Raw genomic sequence first — 18,121 nt, forward strand, 5'->3', positions numbered from 1 at the left:
GGCCCGGCTTCTGACAATGAAGAAATGTTAAGAAAACTCCATAGATCAGGCATGTCCGTTGCCCGTCTTAATGGCTCTCATAACAAACCTGAATGGCATGCCCAAACGGTAAAACTTCTTCGGAAAACGGTACCCGATGTCCCCGTTCTACTGGATATTCCCGGCCGGAAAATTCGAACACTTCAACTTGTGCATGAGCCTTCGTTTAAAAGTGGCGATATTATTATTCTTACCACTGACATCAGCCATGACGGCAGGGAGAAGGTGCCGGTCGGATATGACCGTCTGCATGAAAAGCTGTCGACCGGAGACGGGGTTTTTGCCGATGATGGGACATTGTCTTTTGTCGTAGATAAAATCCAGGGGCAGGATATTTATCTGCGAGCAAACATGGATGGCACACTACGGAGCCGTAAAGGAATTAACGTTCCCGGGATAGATCTCGGCCAGTCTCTTGTCACCGATAAAGATCGCGCCATGATTAATTTTGCCAAAGAAATTGGCGTTGATTATATAGGCATTAGTTTTGTCGAGAGCCGCGAACACGTTGAAGCCATTCGCGCTCTAATTGCTGCACCTGTGCCCCGTATTGTGGCAAAAGTAGAAAACAGCGGCGGTATTAGGCATCTGGCCGAGATTGTAGACGCGGCGGACGTCATTATGATTGACAGGGGAGATCTGGCGGTAGAAACATCAATCGATCACGTCACGCTTTATCAAAAACAAATCCTTGAAGAAGCATCGCGCGCTGGTAAACCTACTATCGTTGCGACTGAAATGCTTCACAGTATGATTGAAAATCCATTGCCTACTAAGGCTGAAGTCAGCGACATCACGAATGCAGTTCTGGACGGAGCTTCAGCCGTCATGCTTTCAGGTGAAACCGCAGTAGGACGTTATCCCGTTGAGGCTGTCAGCCGTATCAGCCGGATCGCTGCACTTGCGTCGGCTGAGCGAAATACACCTTCTCATCCTGTTCGAATGTCCAGCGACAGTGATATCAGGCATACCATTCGCGCGCTTGCAGAGGCGCTTCCTCTGACGCGCCTTGTTGTACTCTCACGTACGGGTTACAGCGTGCGCATCGCTGCAATGTCAGGAACTGGTTTGCCTGTGCTGGCTCTTGGCTTTCACTCAGAACTGGCCCGAAGCTGGAATCTTTTGCCAAATGTAGAGAGTATTGCTACAGACAGTGAATACACATTCGACTGGACTGGGCGAAGCCAGCTTCTGGAGTTTTTAATAAAAAGTGGCCATGTTAATAAAAACGATTATATCGTCATTCTTTCAGCTCAGCAGGACATCATCAGTCTTGATGGAAATATCATTCAGACTGTCCATGTAAATACCTGGCTTCAGCATAACCTGCACATTTCTGTTGAAGCTGAGGTTGCCTGAATGGTTCATGAATATCTTTTCCTGCCAGCCGTTCTTGTGTTTGCAATAATCCAGTCCCTCTTTGGCATGGGGATCCTGGTTTTTGGCACGCCCACTCTCCTGTTGCTGGGATATGATTTCTCTATGGTGTTAGGCTTGTTGTTGCCGTCATCTGTCCTTATTTCTTTTACTCAGGCGTACACTGGACGCTCTCTGGGTAGGGGGGAAAGAGAAGCCATTAATATGTTTGTATGCGCCGTTTTAGTTGTTATCTGCCTTAGCGCTTTACTTCTGTCTGACATAAAAATTAACCTTGATTTACTGATAGGCCTTGTAATGGTTTTCTCGGCAGCAGTCAGGCTAAGCGAACGTTTCAGACGTTTTATAAGTCGCACTCTTGTTACAAACCAGCATCTTTTTGTTCTGCTGATGGGAGCGGTGCACGGATTGACCAATATGGGTGGAGCATTACTGGCCCTCTATGCATCTTCAACTCAGTATGAAAAAACGGCCATACGCACCATCGTGTCACGTTACTACCTGATGTTTGGTGTTATCCAGTTAGGCACGCTTGCTATCCTTAAACCCCAGTCTTTGTCCATCTTGGGTTTTATGACTGCTCCTGTTGCCCTGCTGGTGTACTGGGTTATAGGGAATTTGCTCTTCCGACGAACCAGCGCTCCCGTCTATGAAATCCTGCTCACTGCATTTATCGCAGTGTATGGAATAGTCGTCTTAACTAAGGGATATATCTGACAGCTATGATAACAACCTTGCTGGCCCTCATACCTGTTATGTTTTTAATAGCTATGGGATACATGCTTCGTGCGCGAAATCTAATTGACATACAGTTTTGGTTACCCTGTGAAAAGTTGAATTATTTCTGGCTCTTCCCCGCTCTGATGTTTTTACAGGTTGCTACGGCGAATCTGGAGGAATTCCCTGTAAAACCTATCGCCTGGTCTGTACTGGGTGCCGTAGCGCTGGGAGCCTTTTCTTTGTGGGCGTGGCGAGGACTTAGCCGACAGTCTGGCCCGGTATTCTCTTCTGTTGTCCAGGGCGCTTTACGCCCTAATACTTACATTGGCGTTGCAGCCGCAGCGGCCACATATGGCAGTACCGGGCTTACAGTAACTTCAATCAGCATCGCTGTTGCGATCCCTTTACTTAATGTTGCTTCAATTATTGTGTTGATGTATTACGGGCAGGGAACCAGGCCAGCCCGCTCACAAATTGTGAGGGCGCTTGTTAAGAATCCGGTCATTATTTCTGTCGTCGCTGGTCTGCTTTTTAATATCAGCCATCTGACTCTTCCTCACCTTTTGACTGACATTCTTCACATCCTGGGGGGGGCGTCTTTGCCTCTGGGGTTACTTGCTGTTGGGGCTGGTCTGGATCTCACAGCTGCGCGAACTTCTCATGGGGCTGTTCTGCAGTCCACGTTTGTGAAACTGTTATTTGTACCCGTAATCACGCTTCTCATAGGCTGGTGGTCAGGTATCAGTGGCCCGGTACTGGCGACAGTCGTTCTTTTTAATGCGCTTCCCTGCACACCGTCGGCCTACATCATGTCAAAGCTCCTGGGTGGAGACTATCGCCTTTCGGCTGGAATTATTTCAATTCAGACGGTACTGGCTTCCGTAACGATCCCGGTTGTTCTGTTCCTGACAACCTTGCCACCGAACTGAGAGGAGTATGCTGCTCATAGTATTCCCAGAGAGTTTTAAACCACTCGTCGCTTCCCTGCTGCCTATGTAGCAGGGCAAGCCCGTCCTCGCATACAGCCTGGGCGCGAGCGTACAGAAGCGGGTGTCCGGCATTTAAAACCGTTAAAAGCCTTTTCATTTCCAGTAGATAATTGCAGGCAAAGGCCGGATCCAGCTCCACAACACTACAGGCATTATCAATAAGATCGCACAGCTTAATGGATTTTGCTTCTGCACTGGCCTGAGCGCTGTGAAGAAGATTTCCGTTTTTACGGTCTATACGTTCGCCGCCTGTACGGCGGGTTCTGACATCTGTCAGCATTTCGACGTACTGTCCCACCAGCGAACCGAAACGCAATTCAATCTCCCTGAGCGTGACATCCGTATCTTCCACAATGTCGTGCAGCCATGCAGCCGCCCTCATTTCTTCTGTTGGATTAATGCTTTCAAGCAAAGCCACGACCGCTGCTGGATGAACGATGTAAGGCTCGCCTGTAAATTTTCTTTTCTGACCTGCATTTTCATGATGCAACGTCGCAAAAAGTTTTGCACGTTCACTAAGTTTCATCATTTTTATCGTGAAGGATTGAGATGAATTTAGATGAAATTCTAATGGATTAAAGAAAAAAGATTGAGTTCATAACGCTATAACTTATTTCCGATTACAGGGTGATTTTTACGTGCCCGCGATGAATTTCTAAGCTCCCCTCACATAAAAAATCTTTAGCCGGCAAACCGAGGGCGGGCTTTTGCTCTGCCGACACCGCCGCATGTTTAGGTTATCTTCTTACTCTGGAAGTGCTGTTAATACTAAGGTGGCCAAACTAATCTGCTACAACTGATTCACACACGTTGATAATTGCAAGGTTCGTAAGGTTCGCTTCTGCCTTTGCGTAGACCGTTATCAATGTGAACGAAAAGCGAACGTTACTGAAGTTGACTGCTGCTAATCCGGCGATTTTTTTCTGAATTTGCTAACACGAAGTCAGGCTACTTTGCATCGCGCAATTAGCACATACATTTCTGATTTTTAGCTCTCTATAAGGTAAAAGTTATTGTTTAGTCAGTTGATGGTTTGGATATCGCTTCACGTGCACGGTCAACATCAGGCATGCGATAGAGCCTTTCCTCAATCTCCGCGAGACGAGATGACACAATCTCAGTGCTTGAAACCCCATAAAGCTTTTGAAAATTCATGATAAGTGGCTGCCATTTGGCTGGATCGATCCGGTTCTCGTATCCCTCCATAAGCAAGCCTGGATGTACGTGTACGCGGGTTATGCGCACTTCGAAGGCTGATATCAAGCCCGCCACCTGAGGATCGTCATCCATTATACCGTGACGAGCCGCGACAACAGCTTCCAGTTGAATAAGACATTCCAGCACGCGCGGTGCAGTCACCGTCTCTGATGGAATGGGGGTTAGCCCAGCTACTTCGAACTTTCGTGGCTCGTATGCATAACCTAGTCGTTGCTTCAGTTCCGGTATTTTTTTCGTGCCCGTTAAGCGAGCCAGCCTGTTCACCGCGCCTGCTTGTTCCGGTGATGCCAGATTTAACACGCACTGCCCTGTACGAATCATATTCTGGGGCGTTTGTGATGCGGTTTGCAGGCCAAGCATACACCTCCACCCCAGCCACCAGGCAGATGACATCGGTGCAAGGTTTGCTGTACCGTCCTCATTTTGCGTACTGATAAGGACAACGGGTGTGCCAAAATAAAGGATTGAAGGTTCAATCGCTACATGTGGAATGTTCATCTGGTCTCCTTTTGTATGTAAGGTAGCCATCATGAAATCGGGCGACCTGTAGCAAACTCCGTTTCTTGCTCCATAAATGAAAAATGATCTGAAATCCCCTGTAAGCAAATTCTGATACCTATGCTCAGCTTTGAACGAGGAAGCCACTATTTGATGCGATTGCATCCGCTCCTCTTTGTCACGGCAACTGAAGGTATGCTGCTTATAGTACGGCCAGTGGCCAGCTTTATTATGATTAGCTAACGAGGCATGTAATCCATTCCAGACAGTGAATACTGTCTATCTGTGATGCCCGCGCGGTTAATAAAATGGGGCGCAAGAATCGGAGTGTTTGTGAAAGCAAACCTGATTAGTCTGGCCTTGTGAACCAAGATGACAGGTAATGACCATGAAAACCCCTTTTGCATACGAAACCGAAGATGCCCGCTGGGCAGCTGTGCTGACGCGTGATGCCGCTGCTGATAATCAATTCGTTTACGCAGTGCGAACGACAGGTATTTACTGCCATCCGAGTTCGAAGACGCGTTTGCCCAGGCGTGAGAATGTAGAGTTTTTCGATACGGCAGCCGCTGCCGAGTCAGCAGGCTACCGCTCCAGTCGACGCGCTCGCAGCGACAAAGTCAATGCTGAACGCGCCGCAGTAGTGGTGCGTGCCTGTCGCCTTATAGAGATCTCTGAGACGCCGCCCTCACTGGATGATTTGGCGGCCGAGTTGGGTATAAGCGCGTTCCACTTCCATCGCCTCTTCAGGGCCGAAACGGGACTGACGCCCAAGATGTATAGCTCGGCCTATCGTGCTCGCAAGTTGCGGGAAGAACTGAACAGCCCGGACGCGTCCATCACCGAAGCGATCTACGATAGCGGGTTCAATTCCAACAGTCGTTTCTACGAAACCTCAGAGCAGTTGCTGGGTATGCGTGCACGCGACTACCGGGCTAGTGGTGCTGGCGCTGTCATCCGTTTCGCTGTAGGTGAATGCTCACTGGGTGCCATTTTGGTGGCTCAAAGCCAGCGTGGCATTTGTGCAATTTTAATGGGCGATGACCCAGACAAGCTGGTGTGCGACCTGCAAGACCAATTCTCAAAGGCCGAACTCATCGGTTGCGATGGTGAATTTGAACAGTTGATTGCCCAGGTAGTTGGCTTCGTCGAAGCGCCTGCGTTGGGCCTGCATTTGCCGCTGGATGTTCAGGGAACGGCTTTTCAGGAACGGGTCTGGCGGGCCCTTCGCCAGATTCCCCCGGGCACGACGGTGAGTTACGCTGAGATCGCCGAGCGCATTGGCTCGCCGAAAGCCGTGCGCGCAGTAGCGAAGGCCTGCGCTAACAATCACATTGCCGTGGCCATTCCTTGCCACCGCGTTGTGCGACGCAATGGCGCTCTGGCTGGCTATCGCTGGGGCGTAGACCGCAAACGCGAACTTCTACATCGCGAAGCGAATTTTGAGGGTGTAAATCCCATTTCATAAACAGGAAAGATAAAATAAATAAGAAATAATTATATATTTCAATAATATAAACTTAATTAATGATGTCCGCCTATGGCCCAAATCGGATATTAAGTTCTTCAGAAATGCCCCACTTATTGGAGTCTGCGCGTAGCGGCATGAAGGCGCCATTTGGTGCCACATATCACTCTGCACCTGGACGGCGCCGTTAGCAGGGCGCAGCTGTTTCCTTACGCTATATCGCGCGAATCCAACTACGCCCTGCCAGACGCCGTTAAAGCAGCGGCCTTTCAGGCGCACTGAAGCCAGACGGTCGCAGACGAAAGAAAGCCCCCGCGGCACCATCTAAAGCGACAGCCAAACTATTAGTTACAGCACCCATTTATCAGCACTGCTGTTCCGGCCCTCCGGGCCGGGCGGCCGGGGCTGGTCAGTGGGGGCAACCGGGCTTCAGGTCCGGTGCCGGGGGTTTGCCGGAGAGGGGCACGGGGGTTCAGGTCCGGCTCGGATGGGGGTTAAATGGAAGCATTAACGGATGATGTAACTAATATGTGTTGCCCCCCGCCTGTCGGCGAGAGCTATTTCAGGTTCTGAGCGGCGCGGACGCCTGCGGCCGCTGCAAGCGAAGGCATTAAATTTATCTTCGTCAGATGCCTGCATGAAAACCTTATTTATTATTTTGATTATTCTTTCTGACGTAAGTCAGGACTGTATTGCGCGTAGCGCTGATTGTAATTGCCGGTAATTTTCTGATGTTGATTGCGGGTAACTGTGGTTAAAAAAAACGGCACGCGGTTTGCGGCTATAATTCGTGTACATGCCGGGAAAATGCCGGCGCAGGAATGGGCGTTTGAAGCACAGCACAAACGACTTTACCGCCAGTCAAGGCGGTTAAAAACGTGCGGGCGAGTCAGTGGACTATATCGGGGATTTCGCGCAGTACGGGTTCATAGTCGAGCCCCAGCTCCAGCTGGCGCAGACATTTCCAGATCAGGCGATCAAAGTCCTCCGGGGGAAGCGTTTTCCACTCCTGGATCGGACGCGCACGCAGCAGCTTGGCCATTGCGTTACGTCTGTCATCGACCGGCAGTTTACTGAGCCGCTTGCGCCGCTTCTGCCTGGACGCTTTATCCCGGCGACTAATCAGCGTGGCCATGCGCATATTTTCATACCAGCGCCGGCGCGCGGCACGAACAGAGGCGTGTGTTCCCGGCTCAATAATGCCGTCAGCCTCTGCGGCGAGGCGTTCATTTCGCTCCGCCAGAAACTTGTCCATGTTGATGCCGCACAGCTGCCAGAACCGGTCAGTCAGCACGATATGGCGCGGCATGCAGTAGCCGGTCACGGGGTCCATTTCCAGATCCGGTCGTTCAATCAGGCCGTAGCGCTCCCACTCTTCAAACAGGCGAGACAACCTGCTGGGCTCTACGCGCGTTTCCGGAATGACATCGCCGTTTTCATTTTTCGGGCTCAGTTCATCGGCCAGCTTGCTGCCATTAAAAGTCACAACAGAGGTGGCAAGATCCGCACGCTGGACACACAGCGGCCAAAGGGCGTCATACAGCGCCTGTTTTTCGGGCCGAAAATCACGTTTACGTCCTGCAGCTTCGCGAAGCTGCACAAAATAGGGATGGCGTGACATGCGTTGACGCAGTGTCATTTTACCGGTACGTTTGTCCTTAACCACGAGTCGGCTCATAGCGTGCCCCATCTGTCCGGGAAGACGCCGGTAACCTGCTGGTGCAAACCACTCTGGATTAGAGCATTTGCAGGCAGTTGAGTGATCGCCACGGTGGCGATTATCAGGCCGGATAGCCTGTTGAGATGAGATGAGCTTAACCACCCCGCCCTGCGCTTAAATTGCACAGCAGGAGTACGCACAGAACGAATTGTCTTTTTCCGGGCATAATTCTATACTCCCCGCATAGGGCAATCGTTCTATGCGGTTCTCTAGGACCCCGGTAATCTTACTCGCGTCGCCAAACTCGAAAGATTATCGGGGTTTTTTCTTTTCTGATTTGGTACTACCGCTTCAGATCCCTGCCACTTTGCGGCGTGGCCAGCCATAAACTCTCAACTATCCGTAATCTATCACCTGCTGAAGCATTAACAATAAAGTGAATCCTTCACGAGTTATTCATACGCTTGGTTTCGTTCTCAATAAGACGTTCAAGAACTTCTGCCTGGGTCAGGCCATCAGCTTCGCAGAGTTTTATCAATGCCTGTTAAACCTCTACTCTGATAAAGACTTTTAACTCTTTATGAGTTTCCCGTTTTCGTGCCTGATAAGCTTTTGCACGCTCATTGTCAGGCGTGGGATTCTGCCGGCTACGGGTGCGTTTCTTTTCCGGAGCTGATGTTACTGAATCACGGGGGCTCATGCTCGTACCCTGCTAAAAATAGGACTTCCCGCAGCATACCATAAGCCATTTCAGCAATATGCCTTAATAGCGATGCTTTACTGATTTTGGCGAACAGATTTTTGTGACATTACGAAAAATTACGGATTTTTTTAAACAGCATTAATATTGCCCTATGCTATCTATGAGAGAAACAATCAGCGTAACTCATTAAACCCTAACAAAATCGCATGCATTAAAAATATTAAAATTTAATATATCCTAAAAATCGATAAAATTCAGCCAGTTTAAAATGTCAGATTTTATTTTATTGCCCCCCTTTATACCCATCCTTATTTAATAAACAGAAAACAAGCTCTAACCCCCTGACCTTGACGTTATAAGTACAATGACTTTAAATCACCTGGTGCTGACGTTCGTTTTTTAGCCTCCATGTTTTAAAAAAACACTATCCTTTATTGATATTTTAACCTCTTACGAATAACATCCTGTTCAGAGAAGTATTGGGAGCTTTTACAAAAATCCATTGGGAAGTTAGGGGCGGTTATGTCTAATGAATTAAATGATACAGTAAAGGAAGCTGCGCAATCAGCTAAAGAAGCAGTTATCAACCGCTTTAGCGGGGCCTTTACTGCCTACCTGGTTACTTCCTGGCTTGCATTCAACTGGTCAAACATCGCACTTCTATTCATGTCAAAAGCCACAATTGAGCAAAGGATTCAGGCGATTTACGGACAAGAAAATCTTTATATACAATATCTTATATCGCCAATAATTGCGGGCTTCTTGTTATCCATTGCTATTCCTGCTGTCAATGCATTCGTAGTAACCATTACATCTAAGTTTTCTGCGCTTTCTGAAGTAGGTCAAGAAAAAGCGAGAGCAGAGCTCAGCACTCAAATTTCAAGTCAAAGAGCCAAGAAGTTAGCGATAGATAAAAAAATAGAATTTCTTAATGAAGAGAAAGCATCACTTGAAATCCAAGTTGACTCTCTGAAAACCGAGCTAAAAAAACTTAAATCAAAAATCCAACCAAGTGAACAAGCAATTTGGGGTGTCGCATTAAAAGCCAACAAGCTTTTGAACCAACTGCGTGATATAAGGTTTCTTTCAGAATCAGATGCCACTGTTACTGCCGAACATATTGCTGAGCTTTTTTCAGAGGAAGATTTATCAGATGCAGAGCGCTGGTATAATCAGATGACTGATACGTTTGGAACTAATATATCAAAGGCAATGGTTGATAAACCTGCAGATTTATATCTTTCGCCTGAGCTGATAAAAGAAGCATTAGAATATGCAGCCAAGAGAAAAACTCCATCGGCACCGCCTTTAGCATAAGGTTGGTTCAAGTATTGTTAGTAAGTTTTTTAATGAACGTTTCTTCCCTTTCTTCGGATTAAAAACGATACTGGCGCGGCGTCGGCATGGTCTCGCAGACTACAGCAGCGCCAGGCTGCTCAGGAGCAGCGGCAGAATAATGACTTCATGAGGGTCCTCCGGGGGGCATGAGCGAGCAGGTTTTTCAATCCTGGACGCGAGGGACTGGCCAGTCGCAGGGCGGCAGGCCGTTTGTTCAGTCTGTCTTGCCGGTTACCAGCACGTTCAGCAGGCCCAGGTCGGAATACGCATAGCGCAGCAGCTGCAGGCCGGCAAAAACATCGCTGTGTTCAGAAAGGGCAGCAGCCACAGGCTCATGTTGTGCATGGCCATACCGGCCAGCGGCGGCATGATAAGCGCGCTTACGCCTGTCGCCACAAACACGGCCGTAAGGTTTCGCCCGCGCCTAAAGCGTCCTTTTTCCCGCGTCATCAGCTGCGGGTGCAGCAGCAGGGTCACCGGCATCATGGCCGGGCGAGTTTTCATCTCCCGGATGCGCGTCGTTTCGGCTTCCGTCAGGCGGTGCGTAGCTGAAAAATCCTTAATGAAGCCCTCCACCACGCTCTGTACGGCCTCACTGCAGCGAGGCTCGCCGCCTCCCTTACTCCAGCGGCGAAGCAGTGCGCCTTCTGCCCTTAACTCAGGCAGTCAAACCATCAGCATCATCAGGGAAACGGCCACGGTGGCCGCAATAAGCAGTAATGACATAGGGCCTACTCCAGGTTTTTTTGAGGTTTATGGCCAAACTCCGGCTCGGGTTCGCTGCGTTCGTGGCGCATCACGTTGACTTCATCGTTCATCATTGCGGTGCGGTCCTCCCGCTCCGGTGACAGGTCGTAGTCGCGATAATCAAATGCCTCCTCTTCCAGCAGCTCTTCCAGCGCCGCCGCCAGCGCGGCCTCGTGCTCACTTTCCCTGTCAGCCGGCGCGCTTCGTGCGTCATCCTGCACAGCAGGTTCCGGCTCTTTCTCCTCCTGTCCCTGCGCCGCTTTGATGGCTTTTTCCAGCGCCTCGGCTTCGCGGCGGTCCAGTTCCTCGCCGCCCGAAGTGACCGTTGCCGCTTCTGCCGGCACGCCTTTATCGCCAGAACGTTCACTGTGGTCAGCAGAAAACACGACCGGACTGTCCGGGTTATCCTTCATCAACTGGAGCGCCTCCGCGACGTCCGCGGCTTCCAGCACCTTTCCGCGCTTTTCCCCGCGCTGCAGCACGATACGGCTGCCGTCCGCTGCCCCTTCATAGTGGGCGGCTGAAAAATTCACCTCCCCGCTTGAGGGCGACACCGGGACGTGCCAGTTCCCACGTTGCCGTCCATGCTCGTTAATAACCGGCCAGAGCATCTCCGGCGTTTTTCCGGCCATAAACCGCGCGTCCGCCGTCAGGTCCTGATCAACACGGTCCGCCAGTCTCGTGCCGGATACAGGCAGACTTTTGTCCCACGCCTGCATTTCCCGGCCAGCGCGCACGTCCTCCGCCCGCATCAGCACGTCATGCACCGTCTGGCGCCGGCCGCTTTTGCTCTCCACTCGAGCGGCCCAGCCGGACAGGTTGTCGAAGTAGGTCTGAACGTGCTCTTTTGCCCTCGAAAGCTGCACGTAGGTGCTGTCCAGTGCAGCCATCATTTTGCGCGCGCCCTCCTCACCAAACAGGCCAATCAGGTACTTCACCGACGCGCCCTGGGAGCTGTAGGTGGTGACGGCGTAGCCGTAATCCATGTGGCGGTCTGCATACAGCCCGGTGGGATCAAAAGAGAGCTGGCGATCGCCGGTATCAAGCGTGATTTTTCCCTCTTCCGTTATGCCGGTGACTACTCCCGTGTCGCTGGCGCGCAGATTGCGATCGCGGTCCGTCGTTGTCAGGCGAATTTTCTCGCCGGGACTGATTTCCCGCTCTACCTCCCGAAACACTGCCACTTCTTCCTTACGTAACTCGGCGGGACGAATCCAGCGGTCCGCAGAACCGCCCAGCCCGGTCATACGTACTACGCCGCTCTCCGCGTCGGTTTCGCCTACCCGGTAATACTGCTCGCCCCGGCGCACCACATTGCCCGCCTGCGCCTCCCAGAACGTCTGCCGACCAAGATCGGCGTTACTGTTATTCACGCGCACCAGGAGCGGTACGGTGACACCGTCACCCAGCGCGCCCTGCGCCTGAAGTCGCTCATGAACCGCACTGTTTATGGCTTCCCGATCGGCGTTGAGCTCCGTTACGATAAGTGTGTTGTCTCGCGCCTCCGGCGTCCGGCCGACGTAATCATCGGCAATCATACCGATCAGGTCGGGTTTTTCGGCCTCCACGCCTGCGCCTGCGGGCCCTGCTGGCGCCAGACTGCTGCCGTCCATTGCACTGCTTTCCGGAACGTACGCATCCGGCTGGCGCGGCACGCTCAGCGGGCTGGTTTCCGCCGAGATGCGCACCGCCTCGCGCACGTTGCCGGCGATGACCGCCTCCACTGCGGGTTTCAGAGCCGGTATCTGGCGCACAATCTCCTTCATCACAGCCACATCGGCGGCGCTGCGCTCCAGCGCCAGGGCAAATGGCGCGCCGGACTCCAGCGACTTCAGCTGGTCCCGGTCACCGCTCAGCACTGCGCGTCCCCCGCTTTCGGCGATCACGTTCATCAGGGAGGCCATCTGGGCATTGCCGTTCATGGAGGATTCATCGATAACGAACACAGTATTGCGAAAGTCGCGCGCCTGGCCGGCGGCCTGCCACTGGCTGCTCTCGCTGAGAAAGCTGGCGATGGTCTGCGCCGGAATACCCGCTTCGGACAGCTCGCTGACGGCCCGGTGCGTCGGTGCCAGGCCACGAATGTCTGGCCTGTTCTCGGCGGCGGTGAGCGCTGCCGCCACGGTGCGAAACTGTGTGGTTTTCCCTACCCCGGCGTAACCCTGGATAGCGGTAAAGCGGTCGCGGGTGGTCAGAATGAGGTTGCCCGCCTCTCGCTGCCCGTCCGTCAGTCCGGCGGCCTTCTCCTCACTCAGGCCGCCGGCCAGCAGCGGCTTTACGCTGTTTTTGCCTTCAGCGACGTGGCGCAGGATGGACACCTCGTTCTCAAAGTTCTCGCGCGAGATGTAATTTCCAGCCGCGCCCTGATCCCCGCTGAGTTCAAAAATCTCCCCGCGCTGCACCAGGCGCGACAGCTCCTCCTGCGCGCGCGCCGGCGTGATGCTGCGGTCGGTGTTAATCACCCCGGCCAGCGCCCGGACGCCCGTGAACGTCACGTCGGTGCCGGTGGCTTTCTCGATGGCCAGCCGCATCGCGCGCTCCGGCTGCGACATCTTCCGGGACTCCAGCTCGCGCAGGGCGTCCGTCAGCTCGCTTTGTCCGGCGAGTGATTTGATGCCCTGCGTCACGCTGACCACCGGGCGGTTTTCCTCCAGGCGGCGGCCGATGGTGGCCTCGTCCAGCGGGGTAAATGCAATCACGTCCGAGCCGCTGCGGCGCAGCATGTTGACGGTCGCGTCGTTCACCTCCTTGCCCGCCAGCACCGCCACCACGCTCCCCTCCGTGCGGCGCGTGGCGCCAAAAGACTCGGCGTAAGCGTAGTCCGCGTAGAGCGGCGCGTTGCGGTCGAGCCTGATGCGCTCGCCCTTTGCGTTCTCCATCGTGATGGTGTCCTTAAAGAGCCAGCGCCCCTCCTTTACGCCGGTAACGGTCAGCCGCTCCCCACTGACGGCACGGCTGCCAAGATCGGCCGTGGCGCGCAGCTGCTCGCCCTCCCGCAACTCCAGCTTTTTCTCCCGGTAAAGCCGGTAGTGGCTGTCGATGCTGCTGATGCTCACGCCCTGCGTCTGACCCTTTTCGTCTTTCAGGGTCAGCAGGTTATGCCGTTCGCTGACGCCGGCGATGGTGAACACCGACTTCTGGCCCTGCCCCTCGTGATGCTCCAGCACCATACCCGCGCGGTAGACGCTGCGGTCGTTGCGGTTGCTGGCGTCCAGCCACACCGGCACCCGCACCGTGGCCTCGCCCAGCACCCGGCCGAGCTGCCCCTCGTCGGCGAGGATTTCCCGGGTCCGGGTCGTGAGCTGGTCGCGCGTGCGCGCGTTGCCCGCCTGCAGCGACACCACTCGTCCCTGCGCTTTTTCCTGTGCGTAGTAGCGCGCCGCCACGCTGAGCCGATCCTCTACCGTGTCCTTCTGCACCATCGTCACGCGCACATTCTCAGTCTTCGGCGTGGCGGTGAACTGCCTGACGCCCGCCGCGCTCAGCACTTCCGACGCAAAGCCCGCCGTGCGCCGTGCGTGGGTGTCGGTCACCAGCGTGGTGCCGTCGTGCTGCACCGCCGCCTTCAGCACGTCGTGCAGCCCGGAGGTGTTGAAGCGCTCAGACTCGGCAACCAGCACCAGCGGGCGCGCCGGCAGCTCAGCGCTTTTCATCTCTTCCGCCGTCATAAGCTGCACGCCGGGCTTATCCCCGAAGGTCGCCAGCTGAGGCTTACGCGCCGCGCCGTCGGCGACCACCACAATCAGCGGACGCCTGCTCTCGCTGGCCATTGCCATAATGCTGCGATTCAGGTCGCTGATGAACTGCGTGCCGCCGCGCACGTCAATCAGTGACACCGCGCGATCGGCGTCGGCCACTTGCGCCAGCACGCCACGTTCGTCCGCCGGTGCCGTCAGTCCGCCGCGCTTTTCCGCGAGTCCGGCGGCCAGCTGCGACAGTCGCGCCTCGTCGCGGACGTGAGCGGCGGTGGTGAACAGAGTCTGATTTTTGTCCACGGCTATCAGCTGGCCGCGCCCGATGGCGTTATCAATGGCGCTCCGGGCCTGCCCGTAAACCCCTTCACTGACAGGTACGTGATTGAGAACGCTGGTCATCACGTCGTCGTAGGTCACGCGCACGCTTTTTGACGACAGCCGCTCAATGGCTTCCCGTACCGCGCCGTCCAACAAGGACGGCGTGGCTACCTTTTTCTCTTCGCCAGCGCTTTCTGTTTCACGCTGCTGGCGGCGCTCTGCCAGCGCCTCCCTGAACGTCTGCACGTCAAAGCCGGTATCCTTCAGGACCGTCTGCCAGTGTTCGCGTAGGGTCTCCGGGTCTTCAAAATGCTTGGCCTGCCGGGAATCGAGCGCGGCCATGCTTTTCTGCTTCGCCGTGGCGTTGTCGCCGACCAGATCGAGAATGTCCTGGCGACGGGAGGAAAAGGGCTTCACCGGCACGCCGGTAATGTCCCACTCCCCGCGCGGGCCAGTGTCCTCGGTCTGGTAGCCGGCGGGCTCAATGATGGAGCGAAAGTGGCCACGATAGAGCGCGCCAATACTGACCTGCTCGTTCCAGACCACATCGGTAAAGCCCTGCTTCCCGTTAATGTCGGTGGAAAGGGTTTTCCAGCCGTTTTGGGAGAGCGTCGCGTTAGCGACCACGGCGTGCGTATGCATCTGGGGTTCGAGGTTGCGGCTGGTATCGTGCATGAAGGTTGCAATCACCAGGTTGCCGGTCTTCTCCATTTCCGTAATGCCGTCGGTCATGGTGCGCGTGGTGGCGAGTTTCTCAACCTCGTCCAGCGTGCGGCGCACCGCCTCCTTGTGCGCGTCCACCAGAAAGGTGTCGCCGGTAACGAGGGCGAGCACCGAAACACTCTTGGGCGCGGAGAAAGTCAGGTCATAGCCCGGACGGTGTTTGTTAACGCCCCCCTCCATGCGGCGCATGTCGGTGCCGTCCGGCAGCTGGCCTTCCAGCACCGCGACAAAGGTGTCGCGGTTAACCGGGCCCTCAAGACCCAGATTTTCCGCGCCGGTGCCGTACCACTCCGTGGACTGCTCGCCGAGAAAGTAATAGTTGTCTTCGTTGGTGTAGTAAGCGCCGGCTTTGCCGGCGTTTTTGACTGAAGAGACTGACAGCATTCCCTACCTCAGTTGCGATCCAGACCAAAATCCGCGCTGTTATGTTTAGCCACGTCCATATCCTGCAGCCGCGGCTCTGCCTCCTGCTGTGCGGCCGACGCAGGCGCTGTGGTTTCCGGGGAAGGTGTTGGTGACGATTCCGCTACAGGAGACGGCAGCGCCACAACGCGCCCGCCTGCTTCGGCAGCCGCTGCCTGTGCCGCTGAAGACGATGCAGTAGCGTTTTCAGCGGGTGCCACAGCACTCGGCGTGCCTGCAGCGGCCCCTGTATTGCCGGCATGCTGTTCTTCTTCAGGTTTTGCAGCCGCTGCAACAACAGGGGCATCACCAAACAATCGCCCGACAATCTGGACTGCCAGGTTGCCACTGGTTTCGCTTGCCAGCGTCGCCTCAATGTCCGGGTCAAACACGTCTTCCACGTCGCGCGGGATATACCCTTCGGCGATTTCGCGGTAGGACTTCCAGGGCAGCTTCATGCGCACCACCGGCCACTCGCCGGGCAGGGTGATATAGCATTCAAGGTCATTGAGGCTCTGGACGTCGGAATAGCTGACCAAAAACTCATTGACTTCGTCTTTGGAGAACTGCACGCCGTCGCGGATGATGTCGATGCCGTAGCTGTACTGATCCTTGAACTTCTTATGCCGCTGTTCGCCAATTTCCTTCTGCACCCAGTCCGCAATCGAGCCGCTGGGCGCCCGATAGAAAACACGCGTATTCAGCAAGTCCCAGATGGATTTAGCCGAGTTGGTTCCGTAGGTTTCTTCCAGCTGCGAGAAGTTCTGCAATCCGGCGACGGTGCAGCCGCCAAACTTACGGCCCTCGGCGCAGAACTCCGGCAGAATGGGCAGCTTGTGCAGGGACGGCAGCTCGTCCAGGAAAGTCCAGATGCGGCGGTTGCGGTCGGCCCTGAGACCGAGGATGCCGGACATGGTCATGTAGAGCCACGCGCTCAGCAGCGGCTTCAGCGCGTTGTGGTTCTGACCGTCGCTGGAGATGAAAATCCACGGGTTGTCGCCGCTCGCGTCTTCGGTGTGCAGCCAGTCGCGGATGTTGAACGGACGGCGGCCGTCCTGATCGAGCCCCTGCAGGTAGCGCAGCGAGCGAACGTAGGTGGTCAGAATGGTGCGGATGGTCATTGCTGTTTTCTCGATACTACCGTCCACCAGGTTGGCCGCGTCCGTGCCCTCCAGAAACGCGCGCAGGTCTGCCAGGCTGATGGACATAAGCTTTTTCAGCAGCTCGCCGATGCTGCGGTCCTTTTCGCGGGCCATGCGCCGCGCGGTAGCTACAAACAGCGATCGCGCCGACAGCACCCAGAACGGATCGCTGCTGCCGCTGCTGTCAGGAAGCAGGGAGGTCGCAAAGTTTTCAAAGTCTCCTACCGTTTTACACTCTTCCCACAGGTCCCAGGGGGCACAGCGCGCGTCGAAGGGGTTAAGGATAAGGTCTTTATCCTGACGGTAAAAAGTCGGGATAAAGTTATTGCCTTTGTCATACACAATAACGCGATCGCCGCGCTCGCGCAGCTGGCGCAGCAGGTCGTTCAGGGCGGTACTCTTGCCCGACCCTACTGTGCCGTGCAGGCCAAAATTTTGCATTTCGGAGTCTTTAAGGATATGCAGACCGCAGATGCTGAGCGGCGACATCATATCGGCTTTTTTAAGCAGGCGGTTTACGACAGCAGGGCTTGTCGCAAGAATACGGCCACCGGTAAGCTCGCTCTTGCGCTGCTTCGCCCCTTTACTGCCCAGAAACCAGGTAATGCCGAGCATGGATACCACAAAGCACAATGTGGAAATGCCCCAGCCGTAAAAAGCGGCGTCTTTCACCTGCTCACCCATCTGCATGAAGTACGGATCATGCATCACCTGTTGAGCAGTGTGTTTAAACGCAACCACTTCGCCATCTGGCCGCTGGAAATGAAAGGTCCAGCCGCTTTTAGAATTACCGCCGGAAAACTTTGTCAGTGGTATTACAAACCATTTAACCAGCCAGTAGGCACTGCCGTGAATGAACTCCTGCAATGTCAGGCACAGCAGCATCCAGCCTAAAAATATCAGCGTTGATAACAGTACGACCCAGTAAGATGCGATATTCATGATCTGCACAAACATGCCGATCATGTATTTCATCACCTGACCGCCCTGGGTAAAGTCGCGGGCGTTGAGGCTCATGGAAAGTCCTTTATGTGGAAACAGAGACAGCCGCGCAGAGCTGCGGGCAGGCGAAAGCCAGGCAGAA

Annotated in this window: 11 protein-coding genes and 1 pseudogene; 6 read left to right on the forward strand and 6 right to left on the reverse strand. The window is 54.3% G+C overall.

Annotated elements, in window-relative coordinates:
* The 3 genes from pyk to BBB56_RS21930 all read left to right on the forward strand — a co-directional run.
* Positions 1–1,398, forward strand: a 1,398-nt coding sequence (pyk, locus tag BBB56_RS21920; protein ID WP_199756292.1) for a pyruvate kinase, incomplete at its 5' end; no start/stop codon positions are given.
* Positions 1,399–2,133: a TSUP family transporter gene (locus tag BBB56_RS21925; RefSeq protein ID WP_123803039.1), complete on the forward strand. Its 735-nt coding sequence runs from the start codon at positions 1,399–1,401 to the stop codon at positions 2,131–2,133.
* Between the two features lie 5 nt (positions 2,134–2,138).
* Positions 2,139–3,065 carry an AEC family transporter gene (locus BBB56_RS21930; RefSeq protein WP_123803040.1) on the forward strand — a complete coding sequence of 309 codons (927 nt, stop codon included), beginning with the start codon at positions 2,139–2,141 and terminating at the stop codon, positions 3,063–3,065.
* On the opposite strand, the gene BBB56_RS21935 is transcribed toward BBB56_RS21930, so the two are convergent.
* Together BBB56_RS21935 and BBB56_RS21940 are read right to left on the reverse strand one after the other, a co-directional pair.
* The gene (locus BBB56_RS21935; protein WP_123803057.1) at positions 2,989–3,651 is read right to left on the reverse strand and encodes an HD domain-containing protein; all 663 of its coding nucleotides are present in this window, start codon (positions 3,649–3,651) and stop codon (positions 2,989–2,991) included. The genes BBB56_RS21930 and BBB56_RS21935 overlap by 77 nt on opposite strands.
* Before the next feature lie 491 nt (positions 3,652–4,142).
* On the reverse strand, positions 4,143–4,841 hold the full coding sequence (locus BBB56_RS21940) for a flavin reductase family protein (protein ID WP_123803041.1): 699 nt from the start codon (positions 4,839–4,841) through the stop codon (positions 4,143–4,145).
* Positions 4,842–5,223: 382 nt separating this feature from the next.
* On the opposite strand from BBB56_RS21940, the gene ada reads away from it, so the two are divergent.
* Positions 5,224–6,309: a bifunctional DNA-binding transcriptional regulator/O6-methylguanine-DNA methyltransferase Ada gene (ada, locus tag BBB56_RS21945; protein ID WP_199756293.1), complete on the forward strand. Its 1,086-nt coding sequence runs from the start codon at positions 5,224–5,226 to the stop codon at positions 6,307–6,309.
* A gap of 889 nt (positions 6,310–7,198) precedes the next feature.
* Here the strand turns inward: ada and repA (BBB56_RS21950) are convergent.
* Together repA (BBB56_RS21950) and repA (BBB56_RS23865) are read right to left on the reverse strand one after the other, a co-directional pair.
* Positions 7,199–8,131 carry a plasmid replication initiator RepA gene (gene repA / locus BBB56_RS21950; protein ID WP_158673957.1) on the reverse strand — a complete coding sequence of 311 codons (933 nt, stop codon included), beginning with the start codon at positions 8,129–8,131 and terminating at the stop codon, positions 7,199–7,201.
* A gap of 283 nt (positions 8,132–8,414) precedes the next feature.
* Positions 8,415–8,669: pseudogene (repA, locus tag BBB56_RS23865) on the reverse strand (replication regulatory protein RepA).
* A 525-nt stretch (positions 8,670–9,194) separates the two neighbouring features.
* Between repA (BBB56_RS23865) and BBB56_RS21970 the strand changes: the two are divergent.
* Entirely contained in the window at positions 9,195–9,989 is a 795-nt protein-coding gene (locus tag BBB56_RS21970; protein ID WP_123803045.1) for a coiled-coil domain-containing protein, read from the forward strand.
* Positions 9,990–10,349: 360 nt separating this feature from the next.
* Complete coding sequence (locus BBB56_RS21975; RefSeq protein WP_123803046.1) at positions 10,350–10,562, forward strand: hypothetical protein; 213 nt, start codon at positions 10,350–10,352, stop codon at positions 10,560–10,562.
* Between the two features lie 179 nt (positions 10,563–10,741).
* Here the strand turns inward: BBB56_RS21975 and traI are convergent, their stop codons facing one another.
* Together traI and traD are read right to left on the reverse strand one after the other, a co-directional pair.
* On the reverse strand, positions 10,742–15,877 hold the full coding sequence (traI, locus tag BBB56_RS21980) for a conjugative transfer relaxase/helicase TraI (RefSeq protein ID WP_123803047.1): 5,136 nt from the start codon (positions 15,875–15,877) through the stop codon (positions 10,742–10,744).
* Positions 15,878–15,885: 8 nt separating this feature from the next.
* Positions 15,886–18,054 (reverse strand): type IV conjugative transfer system coupling protein TraD, encoded by a 2,169-nt coding sequence (traD, locus tag BBB56_RS21985; protein ID WP_123803048.1) that lies wholly within the window; start codon positions 18,052–18,054, stop codon positions 15,886–15,888.
* Between the last annotated feature and the right edge of the window lie 67 nt (positions 18,055–18,121).

Origin of the sequence: Candidatus Pantoea deserta (assembly GCF_003813865.1) — a bacterium.
In the GTDB taxonomy this organism is placed as follows: domain Bacteria; phylum Pseudomonadota; class Gammaproteobacteria; order Enterobacterales; family Enterobacteriaceae; genus Pantoea; species Pantoea deserta.

Bases quoted from the DNA above. Each gene is read 5' to 3' on its own strand.
- BBB56_RS21935 (WP_123803057.1), bottom strand. From the start codon at position 3,651: ATGAAACTTAGTGAACGTGCAAAACTTTTTGCGACGTTGCATCATGAA.
- BBB56_RS21970 (WP_123803045.1), top strand. From the start codon at position 9,195: ATGTCTAATGAATTAAATGATACAGTAAAGGAAGCTGCGCAATCAGCT.
- BBB56_RS21940 (WP_123803041.1), bottom strand. From the start codon at position 4,841: ATGAACATTCCACATGTAGCGATTGAACCTTCAATCCTTTATTTTGGC.
- BBB56_RS21930 (WP_123803040.1), top strand. From the start codon at position 2,139: ATGATAACAACCTTGCTGGCCCTCATACCTGTTATGTTTTTAATAGCT.
- BBB56_RS21925 (WP_123803039.1), top strand. From the start codon at position 1,399: ATGGTTCATGAATATCTTTTCCTGCCAGCCGTTCTTGTGTTTGCAATA.
- traI (WP_123803047.1), bottom strand. From the start codon at position 15,877: ATGCTGTCAGTCTCTTCAGTCAAAAACGCCGGCAAAGCCGGCGCTTAC.
- traD (WP_123803048.1), bottom strand. From the start codon at position 18,054: ATGAGCCTCAACGCCCGCGACTTTACCCAGGGCGGTCAGGTGATGAAA.
- ada (WP_199756293.1), top strand. From the start codon at position 5,224: ATGACCATGAAAACCCCTTTTGCATACGAAACCGAAGATGCCCGCTGG.